This is a genomic window from uncultured Flavonifractor sp. (assembly GCF_944383115.1).
Taxonomy (GTDB): Bacteria; Bacillota; Clostridia; order Oscillospirales; family Oscillospiraceae; genus Flavonifractor.
The window spans coordinates 37845-54411 of record NZ_CALWOJ010000005.1 but is presented as its reverse complement, the minus strand read 5'-3'; the positions used below and the strand labels follow the sequence as shown (position 1 = coordinate 54411).

At 57.8% G+C, this 16567-nt stretch carries 10 protein-coding genes, 1 pseudogene and 1 riboswitch; of the genes and pseudogenes, 5 read left to right on the top strand and 6 right to left on the bottom strand.

Features of this window, described 5'->3' with window-relative positions; genetic code table 11:
• Positions 1-48 precede the first annotated feature (48 nt).
• From Q0K43_RS01370 to Q0K43_RS01360, 3 genes and pseudogenes are all read right to left on the bottom strand, one after another.
• Positions 49-390, bottom strand: coding sequence for a hypothetical protein (locus Q0K43_RS01370; RefSeq protein WP_297288773.1), 342 nt, complete (start codon positions 388-390; stop codon positions 49-51).
• Between the two features lie 289 nt (positions 391-679).
• Entirely contained in the window at positions 680-3877 is a 3198-nt protein-coding gene (locus tag Q0K43_RS01365) for an S-layer homology domain-containing protein (RefSeq protein WP_297288772.1), read from the bottom strand.
• Between the two features lie 62 nt (positions 3878-3939).
• Positions 3940-5408, bottom strand: a pseudogene (locus Q0K43_RS01360) (ParB/RepB/Spo0J family partition protein).
• A gap of 534 nt (positions 5409-5942) precedes the next feature.
• Between Q0K43_RS01360 and Q0K43_RS01355 the strand changes: the two are divergent.
• Together Q0K43_RS01355 and Q0K43_RS01350 are read left to right on the top strand one after the other, a co-directional pair.
• Positions 5943-6803, top strand: a complete 861-nt coding sequence (locus Q0K43_RS01355) for a DUF2971 domain-containing protein (RefSeq protein ID WP_294532759.1) — start codon at positions 5943-5945, stop codon at positions 6801-6803.
• Between the two features lie 397 nt (positions 6804-7200).
• Positions 7201-8274 (top strand): tetratricopeptide repeat-containing glycosyltransferase, encoded by a 1074-nt coding sequence (locus Q0K43_RS01350; protein ID WP_297288771.1) that lies wholly within the window; start codon positions 7201-7203, stop codon positions 8272-8274.
• Between the two features lie 40 nt (positions 8275-8314).
• Here Q0K43_RS01350 and queA read toward each other — a convergent pair whose 3' ends face one another.
• Positions 8315-9340: a tRNA preQ1(34) S-adenosylmethionine ribosyltransferase-isomerase QueA gene (gene queA / locus Q0K43_RS01345; RefSeq protein ID WP_297288776.1), complete on the bottom strand. Its 1026-nt coding sequence runs from the start codon at positions 9338-9340 to the stop codon at positions 8315-8317.
• Positions 9337-11022 carry a SpoIID/LytB domain-containing protein gene (locus Q0K43_RS01340; protein ID WP_297288770.1) on the bottom strand — a complete coding sequence of 562 codons (1686 nt, stop codon included), beginning with the start codon at positions 11020-11022 and terminating at the stop codon, positions 9337-9339. Before Q0K43_RS01340 ends, queA begins: the two co-directional genes overlap by 4 nt.
• 110 nt (positions 11023-11132) lie before the next feature.
• Positions 11133-11305: riboswitch (Lysine riboswitch) on the top strand.
• Between the two features lie 153 nt (positions 11306-11458).
• Here Q0K43_RS01340 and asd point away from each other — a divergent pair.
• From asd to dapB, 3 genes are read left to right on the top strand one after another with little or no spacing between them, the layout of a single operon-like run.
• Entirely contained in the window at positions 11459-12544 is a 1086-nt protein-coding gene (asd, locus tag Q0K43_RS01335; protein ID WP_297288769.1) for an aspartate-semialdehyde dehydrogenase, read from the top strand.
• A gap of 6 nt (positions 12545-12550) precedes the next feature.
• Entirely contained in the window at positions 12551-13444 is an 894-nt protein-coding gene (gene dapA / locus Q0K43_RS01330) for a 4-hydroxy-tetrahydrodipicolinate synthase (RefSeq protein WP_297288768.1), read from the top strand.
• A 23-nt stretch (positions 13445-13467) separates the two neighbouring features.
• Positions 13468-14235 carry a 4-hydroxy-tetrahydrodipicolinate reductase gene (gene dapB / locus Q0K43_RS01325; protein ID WP_297288767.1) on the top strand — a complete coding sequence of 256 codons (768 nt, stop codon included), beginning with the start codon at positions 13468-13470 and terminating at the stop codon, positions 14233-14235.
• A 43-nt stretch (positions 14236-14278) separates the two neighbouring features.
• Here dapB and Q0K43_RS01320 read toward each other — a convergent pair whose 3' ends face one another.
• Positions 14279-16540, bottom strand: a complete 2262-nt coding sequence (locus Q0K43_RS01320; protein WP_297288766.1) for a DUF6273 domain-containing protein — start codon at positions 16538-16540, stop codon at positions 14279-14281.
• Positions 16541-16567 lie beyond the last annotated feature (27 nt).

Genomic DNA, 16567 nt, shown 5'->3' with positions numbered 1-16567 from the left:
TTGTATTTTCCCAAATTGGTGATGTACGCCTTAAAGTAATCCGACATATCAGCGCCGCCCCTGGCCCTTGACAGACAAGATGCCGTCCAGGGTGGTGGCCGTGATCCCCAGGCGTTGGGCCACGGCGATGTCATTTTTCATTTCCTCGGTCACAACATGGCCGCAGACCACCAGCACCCGGCAGCGCCGGAGCAGGTCACGGCTCATGTCGATCCCGTCCTTGTGCTCTTGGGGCACCGGATTGTGAAGGAAAAGCGGGAGAAACAAGGTGGGGCAGATAGGTGCATAGCCCGCCTCATAAACTGTCCGGCAGTAGCGGGCCGCCTGCTCCGCATTCTCCACTGTGGTCCCGTGCCACTGAGCTGTGATATACGCAAGGGGCCTTTTCAATAGCAATACCTCCATTTCATTAGAATTGGTCAACCCATTCCCCCCGCCCTTGCCCAGTCATGGGCAAGGGGGCGGCTCTGGAGGATATACCCCCGCCGCGCCGCTGGGAATCGCACAGCCGGGGCGGGCCGTAAAGGGAAACCGCCGCAAAGCGGCGGGTGTTCCACCCCTTGACTGCTCGGCCCCGTCCATGCACGGATAACGGCGGCGACGGGGGATATACACCATCAGAACCATTTTGACCTGGGGATCGGGTGCAAGCCTTGGGACAAAATGTCCCAGAGCGGTGTTACTTTTGCCAGACCTCGGGATCGGCGGACACATCCGCCTCATGGCTGTTGGCCGCCTCCAGAATGTCATAGTAGGCCCAATAGCCCTTGGACACATCCGGGAACAGCACCAGCCCACGGGGATGGTCGGCAATATACTCCTGGTCAGCCTCACGCCCCAGCAGACGGTTGACGATGGTAACGACCTCGGCGCGGGTAATTGCATCATCGGCATGGAAGGTACCGTCGCCATAGCCTACCACCCAGCCATACCGGGCGGCGTCCTCAATGTAGCCCGCTGCCCAATGGCCGGGGGACACATCCCCAAAGCCGCCGTACTCCTCCATGATGGCGGGATTGCCGTCACCATAGGCATCAAAGAACCGCACCGCCATCGCCGTGAACTCTGCACGGGTGATGGGCTCGTCCCCGTGGAACAGGCCGTCGGTGTAGCCCACAGCGATACCGTGTCGGGCCAGATAGGACACATACCCGGCGTACCATGCGTTTACAGGTACATCCGGGAAGGTGGTTTTTGTGGGGGCGGTGATACGCTCCCCGTTGTGCTGGGCCAGCAGGCGCGCAAAGATGGTGGCCGCCTCGCTCCGGGTCATATCCCGGTCCGGCCCAAAGGTGCCGTCGGTGTAGCCCACCACATAAGCTCCGTGGTACTCGGACTCCACAACAGCGGGAACCGTCAGCTTGCCGTCCTCGTCGGTTTCCCCGGTTTCCTTCTGGCCCAGGTCGCCCTTAACGGTGACGGTCAGGTCCTCCTGGGGCTCACGCTCCTGGTCGGTGACCGTGACGGTGATCCGGTTGTCCTCGTCCATGTCGGTGCCGTCCGGCAGGGTGACGGTGATGGTGCCGGTTTTTCCGATGGATACCCCGGCGTCAGGTATGGGACGCTTTGTCTCAAAGTCCTCCACCTTGACAGTCAGGGTCCAACGGTCCCCGTCGGCATCCTCCCAGCCCACGGTACCCTTGCCGTCCTCGTTGGTGGTATCAGAACCGCCGGGGACGGTGAGCTGACCGGCGGCATCGGTTTTTCCGCTGCTGAAATTGTCGTTGCGGTCAGTGACGGAAACGCCCATGCCCGCCACGGGGGACTTGTCCTTCACAAGCTGCACCTGGATGGTGGCCTGGTCGGCGTAGTCCAGCAGACGGCCAGAGGGCAGCCGGATGGACAGGGACTCATTCTCGTGGAGTGTGACCGTGGCACCGGCAACGGGATTTTTGGTGTCGGTATCGGTGACGATCACCAAATAGCCACCCACGACGGCCTCACCCTTGCTGTCCGTGGTAGCCTGATTGTAGATTTTCTCGATGGGTTCCTCCTCCAGCTTTTCACCGCAGACCTCGCACTCCTTGTGCTTGCTGCCCTCGCTGTCAGTGGTGGGTTCCTGGTCGATGATCCAGTCACCGGGCTTGTGTCCGGCAGCATCGGTGTAATCACCCTTATAGGTGTCGCCGCAGCGGGAGCAGGTATAGGTGGTGTAGCCCATTTCCGTGCAGGTGGGGGCGGTGACTTCCTTCTGGTAGTCGTGGCCCAGGGCGTTGACAATCACAGCGCCGCACTTGGTACAGAGCTGGGGCGTGGTGCAGGTGGCCGCCTCGCCGGGTACATGGCCCGCTGCCGCATCACCCTCCAGCCGGTGATAGCCGCAGCGGACACAGCGATACTCGATCAGACCTTCGCCGGTGCAGGTGGAGCCGGTGACTTCGGTGCCCCCGTCCCAACTATGGCCCAGGGGGTCGGTGTAGTCGGTAACAAAGGAGCTGCCGCAGCCCTCGCAAATATGGAGTGTCTTACCGCCGCCCTCACAGGTGGCCGGGGTTACTTTGGCAATATAGTTGTGGGGCAATGCCGCCGTGATGTCCTCAATGTGCCGCTCTCCGCAGACAGCACACTCCCGCAGGGTGTAGCCGGGGCTGGTACAGGTGGCCGGGACGGTGGTAACGGAGAACTCATGCTCTCCCTTGGGGGTTGTGCTTTCCTGGATAGTGCCGCACCGCTCACAGATCTCCAGCACCTTGCCGGGAGTCTCGCAGGTGGCGTCCCGGATGACGATGCTTTGATAAGCATGGCCCAGGGCGGCCTCATAGTCCCGCTTTTCGATTGCACTGCAATCCACACACAGGTAGCGGTCATAGCCCAGGGTCAGGCAGGTGGGGGCTACGCTGTCCAGCAGGGTCCAGTTGTGGTCCTCACCGCAGGAGCCATCACCGTCGGTTTCCTCGGTGCTTTCGTCCCGCAGATGGACATAGGCCACGCCGTCCTCCACCATGTCGGTGTTCTTGTAGGTGTAGGTGATCTCATAGTACACCGCATAGTCCCCGGCCACGGTATAGTTGGGGGCGCTGGTCAGAGTGCAGGCGTCGGCGCTGTTGCCATAACGGATGGCGGTGGTGACGCCTGCCTCGGAGAGATCGGACACAGTGACGGTGTGGGGCTGTCCGTCCACCACACCGAAGTAGTCTGCAATCACGGCTTTTGCGCCGGTGTAGCTGGTTTCGGCATAGCCGCAATCAGCGCAGGTGGACATCGCCACAAAGCGGTCATTTGCCAGCTCCGGGCGGATGGCCGTTTCCATGTGGTGCCGCTCCAGGGTGGAGGACGTCTCCTTGCGGGTGCCGTAGCAGAATCCGCAGTAGGTGCCGCTGGTGGTGATAATGCGATGGTAGGTGCTGTCCACCTGCTCAACGGTCTGCGTTTCCAGCAGTCCCTCAAAGAAATCCGCCGCACAGTCATAGAGCCAATACACATTCTTGTTGCAGGCGTAACTGGTAGCGCCCATGTTGCTGTTAATCGTGCCACAGACCTCGCAGACGGCTTTCGTCCAGTGGTAGCCGGTATAGTAGGCATCCTGGCCGGGGGTGCCGTCCAGAAGATCGCCCTTGCTCTTGCCGTCCAGACAGGTGCCGTCCGAATATTTGACATTTCGGGTCAGCGCCGTTTCTCCGTTGCGGGTGTACTCGGGAACACGGAACACCTCAAAGGCGGTGGCCTTGTCACAGACGCAGCAATTAAAGGTTTCCACCGTCACCACCGAGTTTGCGTCCAGCTCGTTGGTGCGGTTCAGAGCCTCCTGCCAATGCTCCGCCGGGTCATGGTAGCTGTTCTGCTGGGCAGCAAAGGCCGAGGGGACGAGGGAGAGCATAACGGCTACGACCAGAAGGAGGGCCGTCAGCCTCCGGGGGGAATGATGATTGTTTTTCAATTTGCACCTCCTAAATTGTCGCAGAAATCAAAAAAGCCCCTGGGACACTTTGTCCCAAGGGCTTACTTCTCCAGTTCCGCCTTTTTCTCCGGCGGCTGCTTTTCCTTCCACTCGTCCAGCAGGGCCATGATCTGGTCCTTCATTTGCCGGGGCGTGACCTCCTTGCCAAAATACTTGCTCAGTTCATCTGTGCTGATAATCACTTGACCAACCTCCTTTTTTCCTCGCTCAAAATTGCGTCGATAACATCCCCGGTGAGTTTATTCTGCTGGTCCAGTTCCCGGAGTTTTTTGGCCTGGGCAACAGAGGGGGATGCCTGCTCGCCTTCAATGGACACCGCGATAAGCTGCTGGTTCTTGGGGCGAATATAGGAAAGTTCCACGGCGGGCATAAAGCCCAGCCCTTTAACCCGTTTCCCGTTTTCGTCCTCGTGGCCGTCCACCATAGCCTGCAATTCCGGTACAAGGGAATTGAGCCGGATGTAGCGCATGACCTTTTTGTAGTTCATGCCGTGGGCCTCACCCACGATCTCCGCAGACCGTTTTCCGATGTCCCCCTCAGCCACATTTTTGAGCGGAACGCCCTGGTGCTTGATGTCCTCCATCTCCAGGTCCAACAGGCGGGCAAGCTCGGTGGGGAGCATACCATCGCGCTGCTTGTTGCTGTCCCGCATTTCTCGAATGGCCTCGTGATCCGTCATTTCACGGACAATGCAGGGAAGTACCTCCAGACCGGCCAATTCACTGGCTCGGCAGCGCCGATGTCCGGCAATGATCTCATAGCCGTTGCCATCTTTCTCCGGGCGCACCGTGGCAGGGGTGATGACGCCCATCTGCTTGACCGAGGCAACGGTTTCTTTCATCTTCGCATCGTCTTTTACCTGGAACGGGTGAGGGCGGAAGGTGTGGAACGGGTGCAGCTCGGACAATTTCAGATAAACGACCTTCTGATCCTCCACCGGACGGGGCGGGGCAGCCGTCGATCCAGCCACATCAGGAGAAGGTGCATTGTTTTGGATGGAAGGAGCACCGCCAACACCGCCACCGCCAGGGGCAGGCTTGTCCGGGGTATTTTTGCCCCGCTTGCCTTGGGACACTTTGTCCCTGGGCTTTTTCTCCTGGGGCGGCTTATCCTTTGGCTCTTTTGCAGCTTTTGTGGGACGGCCACCGCGTTTGGGCGTGGGTGCTGTTTCAAACAGTCCCATCTGCTTGCCCTCTGGTGCTTTGTCCGGGGGCATGTTTTGTTCGGCCTTCTCCCGCGCTGCCTGATTGCGCTGGGCAATCAATTCACTGATTTTTTCGATAGGGACAACGACCTCAGCCCCGTCCTTGTTTGATACATCCGTTTTGGATTTATCTTCCGGGACCTTTTCCTCTGACGGCTTGGGCGTTTCTGCAACAGGGCTGCCCTCCGGTTTCTCCGGGGTATCGGTTTTTTCCTGTGCAGGCGCATTTGGGTCGTGTTTTCCTGCGTCGGGAGATTTTCCGGAAACCGACTCCACCGGCGCAGGTGTCTTTTTTTCGTCTGCCATCGCTACCTCCTTCTTAAAAATAAATTTTGGAGTGTTGCACAAAATTAAAGTCAAAAATTTTGTGCCTATTTTTTCTGCTCCTCACCTCCTTCAAACCTACCTCTACGCAAAAACGCCGCCCGGTGGTCTCCACGGACGGCGCGTTGCGTAATGTGATAGATTTTTTAATATTCCCTTGATTTTCAAGGGTCATAGCCATTTTCTAATAACAGCGCCCTGACACTTTTGACGTGGGAGACAGCTTGATCTCCGGCAACGGAGCGGTAGCCCCTCGATGAGAGACGCCTTTCCTGCTTTGAAATGGCATGACAAAAGCCAGCCTAATGGCTGGCCTGCACTTGGGTGCATCACCTCTTTCTGCTATTAAAATCGCTTATGAAAATAATGCCGTAGTCTATTAGGCACTATCACATATGCTATTACATTTAGGCATTTAGGGAAGTAGAATTATGTTCAAATTTATGGTATGCTATCCATAAAGAAATTTGTTTTACTGAGACATTGTTATGAAAGTTATTAAAAGGGGGTGTATCAATGAAGGTTGGCAATAGAATACCTGTGGTGGGAGTACATGATGAAGATGCAAGAAAATTACTGGAACAATCGAAAACATGGAAATGTTTTTCACAGTATACAGATGTTGAGGCACTTTTGTGCATACTAAAAAATAAGGAATTAAAAGTAAACTGCATTAAAAATGTCGACGATATAAAAGAACAATCGTATTTGCAGCCACTAATTGATAACGATGAGGCCATTCCGTATATTTCATGTTTTGATTATAGTACAGATGAAAGCATACCGCTATGGAATATGTATGCTGGAGATAAATATGGAGTTAAAATTCAATTTGAACTTTCCCACATCGGCTCACCCAAAAGTCTTAGTGATGCTTTAATCGATCAAAGCAGATATGTAAAAGGGTGCCGTCCAGGTTTTTTGCCGGTTGAGTTTGGCCAGAGCTTGCACCAAGATCCTACGATGGAATACCCAAAAGTGTGGGTACATATTTCAACAAAACCTGTTGTTTATAAGAATAGTTTAGAAAATGTTGGGTATCAGTTGCCTGCAAACAACTTACTAAACTGGTCTACTTTAGCAACAATTAAATCTGAGCATTGGAAATTTCAAAATGAAATCCGCATAATTGCTGATTTTAGTCATACCGATTATACTTCCGATAATGACAATGTGGAGTTAATAGAAATCCCTTATTTTGAGTATCTCTTATTACCCATTCATTTTCATAATATTTCCAAAATTTCCATAACTTTTTCACCGTGGATGGGGCAAGAAACAAAACACATGGTTGAGAAATGTGTTGAAGAATTAGGAATAGATTGTGAGTGTGATTTTTCCAATAGCTACTTTGATGGAATCATACGGAAAAAATGAACCATGGAACATCAAACCAACGCCGCCCAGAGATAATCTGGACGGCGTTGGTTGTAATGTGATAGATTTTATTTTTTAATATTCCCTTGATTTTCAAGGATGATAGCCACTTTCCTAATAACATCGCCCCGACCGGTCCTACCGGCCCTGCCGGAACCGCAGGCACTACGGGGGCTACAGGTCCGACTGGTCCAACCGGTCCTACCGGCCCTGCCGGTGAGACCAACGCCGCCGCCGCGGTCACCACTCTGCAAACCAGTGCCAGCCTGACCGACGCTATCAATGCCATCAACCAGATCATTCAGAATCTGAAGGCCGCCGGCCTGATGAGTACCTGATCCCGCGGGAGGGGGGCGATTTGCCCCCCTCCCTGTCTCTGCAAGGAGGAACTGCATCTATGAAGATCGTAGTCTATGCCATCAGTAAAAACGAATCGGCATTTGTGGATCGTTGGATGGATTCCATGAGCGAGGCCGACCAGGTTGTAGTACTGGATACCGGCTCCACCGACGATACTGTCTCCAGATTGCAGGCCCGGGGCGCTCAGGTCACAGTGGAGACTATCTCACCCTGGCGATTCGATGTAGCCCGCAATCGCTCGCTGGAGTTGGTGGATAAGGATGCGGATATCTGTGTCTGCACCGACCTGGACGAGGTATTTCATCCCGGCTGGCGGGCCGCTCTGGAGGCGGCCTGGACTCCAGGCACAGGTCAGGCCCGGTACCGCTACACCTGGTCCTTCCGGCCCGATGGAGCCGAGGGCGTGGTGTTCTGGTACGAAAAGATCCACCGCCGCCAGGGCTATCGATGGATCCACCCGGTCCATGAGATCCTGCGCTGGGAGGGCCCTGGTCAGCCCGGTCCCATGGTAACAGCGATGGGGGTGCAGTTGGACCACCATCCGGACCCCTCCAAATCCCGCGGTCAGTATCTTTCCCTGCTGGAACTGTCGGTACAGGAGGAGCCGGAGGATGACCGCAATGCCCACTATCTGGGCCGGGAGTATTTTTTCCATGGTCGGTGGGACGACTGCATTGCCACCCTCAAGCGGCACCTATCCATGCCCACCGCTACCTGGAAGGATGAGCGGGCGGCCTCCATGCGGTACATCGCCAAGTCCTACATACAAAAAGGGAATCCGGCCCAGGCCAGAGTCTGGTTTTTCCGTGCCGCCGCCGAGGCCCCCCATCTGCGGGAACCGTGGATAGACTTGGCGACCCTGTGCTATCAGCAGGAGGACTGGGACGGGGTACTCTACTTCACCGGGACGGCGCTGGTCATCACGGTCCGGCCGGACACCTACATCTGCGAAGCGGAGTCCTGGGGGCCTCTGCCCCACGACCTGCGGTGCCAGGCCTATTTCCGCACCGGACGGAACATGCTGGCTTTGGAGGAGGCAAAAAAGGCACTTGCCCTCTCCCCCACCGACCCGCGCCTGGCTGGTAATGTGGAGGTACTGAGCCGCATATGAACAAAGGCCTGCCGTTTTGAACACGGCAGGCCTTTGTGCGTCAACAGATAAACATGGCGTCCCCGAAGGAGAAAAAGCGGTATTTTTCCTCTACCGCCTGCTTGTAGGCGGCCAGGATATGCTCCCGGCCCGCCAGGGCAGACACCAGCATGATGAGGGTGGATTCCGGCAGATGGAAGTTGGTGATCAGGCAGTCCAGGGTCTTGAACTTGTAGCCAGGATAGATGAAGATGTTGGTCCATCCGGCGCTCTCTTTCAGGGTCCCGTCCTCCGCCGCCCAGCTCTCAATGGTGCGGCAGGAGGTGGTGCCCACGCAGATCACCCGGCCTCCCTCGGCTTTGGTCCGATTGATGGTCTCGGCAGTCTGGGCGGAGATCATGCAATACTCGGAGTGCATCTCGTGGTCCAGGATGTCCTCCTCCTTCACCGGGCGGAAGGTGCCCAGGCCCACATGGAGGGTCACATAGGCCAGACGCACTCCCATGTCCTCCACCTGCTTCAAGAGTTCCTTGGTGAAGTGGAGACCGGCGGTGGGGGCGGCGGCGGAGCCCACCTCCCGGGAGTAGACGGTCTGATACCGCTCCGGGTCCTGAAGTTCGGCCTTAATGTAAGGAGGCAGAGGCATCTTGCCCAGCTGCTCCAACTTCTCCAGGAAAATGCCCTCGTAGTCGAAGCGGACCAGCCGGTTGCCCCCCTCCAGCACCTCGGTGACCTCGGCGGTGAGCTGGCCCTCGCCGAAGGACACCTTCGTACCCGGACGCATCTTACGGCCCGGCCGCACCAGGCACTCCCAGGTCTTGTTGCCCCGGTCAATGAGCAGCAGCACTTCCACCGCTCCCCCACCGGGCTCCCGGTGTCCGATGAGCCGGGCGGGCAGCACCCGGGAGTCGTTGAGTACCAGGCAATTCCCCGGCCGCAGCAAGGAGGGCAGATCGAAAAAGTGCATATGTTTCGTTTCACCGCTGTGCTTGTCCAGCACCAGCAGGCGGGAGGAATCCCGCTTTTCCAGCGGAGTCTGGGCGATCAGTTCCTCCGGCAGATCAAAGTAAAAGTCCGACGTCTTTATGGTTGGCGCACCTCGATTCCGGTGTAGTAAAAGGTAAGAATGTCCAGGTAAGTATAGCCCTGCTGGGCCATGGCGTATGCTCCCCACTGGCTCATGCCCACATTATGGCCCCAGCCGGAGCCGGTGATGGTGAACACGGTCTCGCCGCCGGTGGAAGTGCCGCCGCCGCTCCCCCCGGAGGGGACAGCCTGGGACACCTGGCCGCTGCCGTCGATCATGTACACGTCGCTGCCCAGCTTGGAGGTAGAGCCGCTGCCGTCAATAGCATAGGCCCCGTCCAGACTGCTGAGGGTACCGTCCCCATTCACGGAATAGCTCCCTCCCCCGCCGGACGAACCGCTGCCGGAAGAGCTGGACACGGTGTAGTGGATGGACCGCAGATTCAAAAAGGTCCGGCAGGCGTCCCGGATCTTGCTCCAGCTCTTGCCGGAGGAGTCGGTAAAGGTAATCTCGATGGCATTGCCGGTGGGGCTGGTCTTGGTGACCCGGAAATCCACAATGCCCGAGTTGGTGTAGCCCTTGGAGTTGAGCAAGTCGGTAAGCTCCTGGGCGGTATAGGTCACCGTCCAGTTGTAACTGGGGACCTTGCTGGCCACCGACGCCTCATAGGGATCGTACTTGCCGATGAGGTAGGCCACGTTGCTCCCCCACACGTTGACCGCGCTCTCAGTGGCCCCGCCGTCATGGGAGGAATACACCGCCTCGATGAGGGAACCGTTGTACCAGGCGTATTCGCCGTAGGTCTGCTCCACTGCCTTGCTGCTGGAAGCCGTCACCTCATCCATGCCGTAGTACGCCTGACAGTCAATGGTATTGCACAGGTCAAAGCCCTGGCTTTTGTGCTTACCGGCAATATAGTTGCGGTAGGCGTAGGTGCGGGCACACACCGCCTGGGCCTTCAGGGCCTCCAGAGGCCAGGAGGAACTCATCTCCCGGACGATGACCCCCTGTACATAGTCCTCCAGGCCGATGACGTTGCTCACCGTCAGGTTGCCGCCGCTCACCCGCTGATACTGGAAGCCGCCGTAATAGGTGTTGCCCCGGAAGATGGTCTCGGTCTTGACGCTGTCGTCCAGGCCGGGCTGAATACCCAGGCATCGGCTGGAACCCCCGTCAAACTGGAAGAGGATCTGGCTGGTGCCCGTCTTGACCACCGATACGCCATAGCTGGAGGTGCCTACGATCTCGGCGTCGGCCAACCCCAGCTGGGCCTGGCCGGCTTGGGCGGACGTCTTGTCCAGCCAAGCCCCTACTCTGGCCTGCCACGTTCCGTCGATCCAGGCCACAAAGCCACCGGAATAGGCCGAGGCCGCCGCGGCAGCCTCATCATAGGAGCTGTAGCTGCCGGGCAGCTTCAAATGCCAGCAGCCCACGGCAATGCTGGAGGTAATGGTGTCGTAGTAGCCCGCCCAGTTGCCCACGGTGCCGTAATAGACATTCTGGGTCTTGACCACCGAGATGGCGGTCTCGCTGGTAGCGGTCAGCTGCTGAAAGACCCGGTCGTCGTCAAAATAGCCCAGCCGGTAGCCGCTGCCCACGTCGTTAAGCAGGTTTGCCCCAGGCAGGGCGTTGGAGCCGTAAAAGAGTCCCACTTTGATGGTGGGGTCCACCTCCACCGCCGCCCGGGTGGGGACGGGCAGACTGAGCGTGAGGATGGCCAGGGCACAGGCGGCAACCTGCATAATTTTTCGTCCTGTCTTATGTCCCATTTGTCTAAAATCACATCTCGCTTTCGTTGACACTCCGGTAGAATGTGTGGTACAATTTTGCAAACTAAACAGCGAAATTACATTTGCAGGATAGAGGCGCGGCTCTTCAAGAGTAGCGCGGGGAGGGCGCCGGGCCCGGTGAACCGCGGGAAAGGGGAGGCCGCCGAAGGGACGCTCCCGGTTGGGCGCTTGCCTGGTCGCCCGGATAAGATCCGTGTGACTGTCGCCGCGGACGCGGCGGAGTGCTGTCTGCTTTTGTCTGATATTGGCGGGGACACACTGTCCCTGTCATTATAGTACAAAATCAGCAGTTCTGTAAACTGCTGATTTTCTTTTTCTATCTCTTGCCAGTTTCCGGTCTGAGACAGGCCGGTGTTGGAATAGGATTTGAACAACGGAGGTATCGGTCATGGAAAAATACAAAGTAGGCGTTATCGGCGGCACTGGCATGGTGGGCCAGCGTTTCATTTCCCTGCTGGAGAACCATCCCTGGTTCCAGCTCACTGTCATCGCGGCCAGCAGCCGCTCGGCGGGCAAGACCTATGAGGAGGCCATCGGTTCCCGCTGGGCCCTGGAGAATCCCATGCCCGAAGAGGCTAAAAAGATGGTGGTCATGAACGCCCAGGCCGACATCGAGGCCATTGCCTCCCAGGTGGATTTTGTCTTTTCCGCCGTGGATATGAAGAAGGAAGAGATCCAGGCGTTGGAGGAGGCCTATGCCAAGCACGAGTGTCCCGTGGTCTCCAACAACTCCGCCCACCGCTGGACGCCTGACGTGCCTATGGTGGTGCCGGAGATCAACCCCGAGCATATCAAGGTCATCGAGGCCCAGCGAAAGCGACTGGGGGTGGAGCGCGGGTTCATTGCCGTCAAGTCCAACTGCTCCCTCCAGAGCTATGTGCCCGCCCTGCACCCCCTGCGCGGTTTCGGCCTGGAGCAGGTGCTGGTATGCACCTATCAGGCCATTTCCGGCGCGGGCAAGACCTTCGATACCTGGCCCGAGATGGTGGATAATGTGATCCCCTATATCGGCGGCGAGGAGGAGAAGAGCGAGCAGGAGCCCCTGAAACTGTGGGGTAAGGTGGAAAACGGGGTTATTGTCAACGCCCAGTCCCCTTCCATCACCGCCCAGTGTCTGCGGGTGCCCGCGTCCAACGGTCACATGGCCGCTGTATTCACACGCTTTGAGAACAAACCCTCTATGGAGGAGATCAAAGAGATCTGGGCAAATTACAAGGGCCGTGCCCAGGAGCTGGCCCTGCCCTCCGCTCCCAAGCAGTTTTTGCACTACTTTGAGGAGCCCGACCGCCCCCAGACCCGGCTGGACCGGATGACCGAGGGCGGCATGGCGGTCTGCATCGGCCGTCTGCGTCCCGACACGCAGTACGACTACAAGTTCGTCTGCCTGTCCCACAATACCCTTCGCGGCGCCGCGGGCGGCGCAGTCCTTCTTGCCGAACTTCTGTGCGCGGAGGGTTACATTTCAAGGAGGTAACCCTATATGAGAGAGCCTGTTTTTACCGGAGCCTGTTCCGCCATCATCACCCCTTTTGACCACAGCGGCGCCATCAACTACGACCAGTTCGGAAAGCTCATCGACGAGCAGATCGAGCGGGGCCTGGACGCCATCTGCGTCTGCGGCACCACCGGGGAATGCTCCACCCTCACCATCCGGGAGCATATCGCCGCCGTGGAGTACTGCGCCAAGCGGGTGAACGGCCGGGTCAAGGTGGTGGCCGGCGCGGGGAGCAACGACACCTCCGCCGCCGTGTACCTGTCCCAGCACGCCCAGGACTCCGGGGTAGACGCCCTGCTGCACGTCACTCCCTACTACAACAAGGCGTCCCAAACCGGCCTCATCAAGCACTACGAATACATTGCCGATCGGGTGGATCTGCCCATCATCCTCTACAACGTGCCCTCCCGCACCGGCGTGTCCTTCACCGCCGAGACCTACAAGGTACTCTCCCAGCATCCCAACATCAACGGCGTCAAGGAGGCCAGCGGCAACTTCTCCCTGCTGGCCCACACCCTGGCCATCTGCGGCGACGATTTCTACGTCTGGTCGGGCAACGACGACCAGGTGGTTCCCATGATGAGCCTGGGGGCCAAGGGGGTCATCTCGGTGGTGGCCAACATCGCCCCAGAGGTCATGATCCGGATGACCCACCTGTGCCTGGAGGGCAAGTTCGATGAAGCCTCAGCCCTTCAACTGGGCTATATGGATTTCATCGACGCCCTCTTCCTGGAGGTCAATCCCATTCCCATCAAGGCTGCCATGAATCTGGCGGGCTACGACATCGGCTCCCTCCGTCTGCCCCTGTGCGATATGAGCGACGGACCTCTGGAGACCCTGCGCCAGTCTATGGTCAAGGTGGGCCTGCTCTCCGCCTAAGTCACCGGGAAAGGATGTTGGAAATGCTGCGTTTGATCCTCTCCGGCTGCAATGGCCGGATGGGCCGTGCGGTGGAGCATCTCTGCGCCGCCCAGCCCGATCTGGAGATTGTTGCTGGTTTCGATCTGCTGGGGGCCGGTGACCGGGACTTTCCTGTGTTCTCCTCCCCGTCGGAATTTCAAGGCCAAGCTGATGCTGTCATTGACTTCTCCTCCCCTGCCGCCCTGCCCGCTCTGCTGGACTTCTGTGTCCAGCGGAATATCCCGGCAGTGCTGGCCACCACCGGCTATTCAGAGGAGCAGTTGGCAAGCATCGAGCAGGCCGCCCAACTCATTCCCATCTTCCGCTCTGCCAACATGTCCCTGGGGGTGAATGTGCTGCTGGCATTGGTGCGCCAGGCTACGGCAGCTCTGGGGACGGGCTACGACATCGAGATCGTGGAGCGCCACCACAACAAGAAGGTTGACGCACCCAGCGGTACCGCCCTCATGCTTGCCGATGCGGCGGCCGACGCCCTCCCCTACCAGCCCGATTATGTGTGCGACCGCCACAGCGTCCGCAAGGCCAGAGACAAGGAGGAGATCGGCATCTGTTCCGTCCGCGGCGGCGGCATCGTGGGAGATCACGATGTGATTTTTGCCGGTGAGAATGAGGTCATCACTCTGAGCCATTCCGCCATGAGCCGGGATGTCTTTGCCTCGGGCGCCACAGAGGCCGCTAGATTTCTCAGCGCGACGGGCGTCCCCGGACTCTACTCCATGCAGGATCTGGTAGCCAAACGAATCTTATGACAACAGGGACCCTCCGGCTGTGCCGGAGGGTCCCTGTTGTTTATCAATGTGTCTGGGACATGGCGTCATACTCAATCTGAAACGGATCTGCCGGTGTACCGGAACCCCGATAGGAAACGTCTGCCGGCAGACGGATTACCGGGCGCACCCCCCAAGTCTCCGATGCATCCCGCATATAAAAATAACCGTCCGAACCCATCACACGAACCATCGAGTCATTGTTATAATAGGGCGTCTCCATCCAGCAGGGCGGACCGTAGCAAAGCCCCTGCCGGGACAACTCCGCCAACAGTCCAATATCAGGCAGACGCACAGCGTCGGTACAGGACATTGCCAGCGCATCGTCCATGCCCCGGTCACTGTACTTCGGAACGTGGAAGGCAAAAAAGTCATTGTACCCGGAATCCGCCTTATCCTTCTGAACACCCGAGAGCAGGACCCGGTGTTCCACCGGCTGCAAAAGGGCCTGCTCTTCCCGGGTAAATGCGCCGGTGAAGAAGGTCCCGTTGAGCCATGTCCTCAGGTCAGAATCGCTCCACAGATTGCTGCCATAGCCGCTGTCCTCGTCAAACGCCCTGGTGTCCACAGCGTCGGCGGCCAGAAGGAGCCAGCTTCCATCCTCCTGTTGCTGTGCCACCTGCCACAGCAGGGGCTCCCCTTCCCAGCTCCCCATCTGCACATAGGCACCCGTTTCAAGACTGTTCCAGGGGAGGCGGGTACGCAGAAACAGAAGCCCGGCAGGCAGAAGCAGCAGAAAACATACCGCCGCGGTCCCGCCCGCCAGCGCCACAGCCGGACAGTGAAGCTTTTTCCATACCGACAAGCGGTAGCCCACCCACACCAGAATTAACACCACCAACAAATCCACAAGCTGTACATAAGCAAACATATGTTTAGCCAGGTCGCCCTCGCCGTTGGATATGATTGGCATGATAAACTGGTAGGTCATGGCCCCTACCACCGTTAAGAGCAGCAGGCCACGGGACAGCTTGTCCTTTCGTCCGCCTGTTCCCACCGCGGTGGTCCGCCACAGCACCAGGCAGTTCATGGCTGTAATTGCCCCGGCAGCCCCCCAGGTGTTCACAGGCAGCTGTGTCCGTAGCCTGCTCCAGCCGTCAAAACGGTGGGCAAAAGAGAGTCTGGGACTGGACTCATCCAGATTGGACAGATAATAGGGCCTGATAAAGCCGGTATGGGCCATGGCCACATCCAGTCTTTTTAAAAAATAACCCGGATGGGACAGATAAAAAAACAGCAGATCCACCTTGGACAGCTTGGAAAAATCCTGCTGGAACTGGGCGCTGCCCCTGGCGGAGGCCGCCCGAGGTATATAGTAGGTAGTATCCGCGTACTCCGCCATATACTCAGGCAAACCCAGATCAGACACATACTGCCTGGCCTCATCCGGCTCGGTATCCTTAAGCACCCCGTAAAACACGGAATTATAATTGGTCTCATAGTCCATCCAGCCGGGCAGGGAGACGTAGACTGCCCCCAGTATTACGACGCATGCTCCGGCCCCAGCGCACAGCCGCAAGCGGTATTTTTTCTCCATTCGGAGCAGGAGTACCGCTCCCATCCCTACGGCACACAACGCGGCCACAGGGATATTGATAAACTTGCTCCAGCCGTACACCACGCAGGAGAGAAAATACCAGCCGATATTCCAGCCCGCACGCCCACGTTTCACAAAAATCCGCAGGGCGAACACCACCATAGCCAGCAGCCCCAGCATCTGTACCGGCTCGCTGTACAGCGAATTAAAATAGGCCACATAGCCCTCGTCACACAGGATAAAAATGATGGCGCCCTTGACCAGCAGATCGCACCCCAGATTGGGTAATCGAAAGGAGGAGAACAGAAGCAGAAGCAGACCGGCATAGCACAGCAGATAGATGACGCCAAGCACCTGAATATGATAGGTATCCATGCTTTGTCCCGTCACCAGATTGACCGCCAGGTTGCCCACCAGCGACGCCCGGACAAAAACCATGTGAATGGAGGGATACGCCTCGATCTTCTCGGTGGAAAACAGCAGATTCCACAGTTGCTCCCCCGGTGAATCCCCCTGGAGTTTCATACGGTAGGTGTCTTCATAGACAAACAGCTCCGGCTCCTGAGCAAACTCCAGGCTGTTGCTCCCCATGACCCGGCCAAAATCGCCATTGTTGGACAGCCCGATCCCTCCACCGGAAAACAGCACGATGCTCATCAGGATCGCGGCAATACCCGCCAGAAAAAAAGCCTGATAGCGCAGCCAGATCCCGGCTGCACCGGATGAAGATCCGGCATCATGACACTTCATGGGGTCCCTCCCTCTATCAGCAATTTA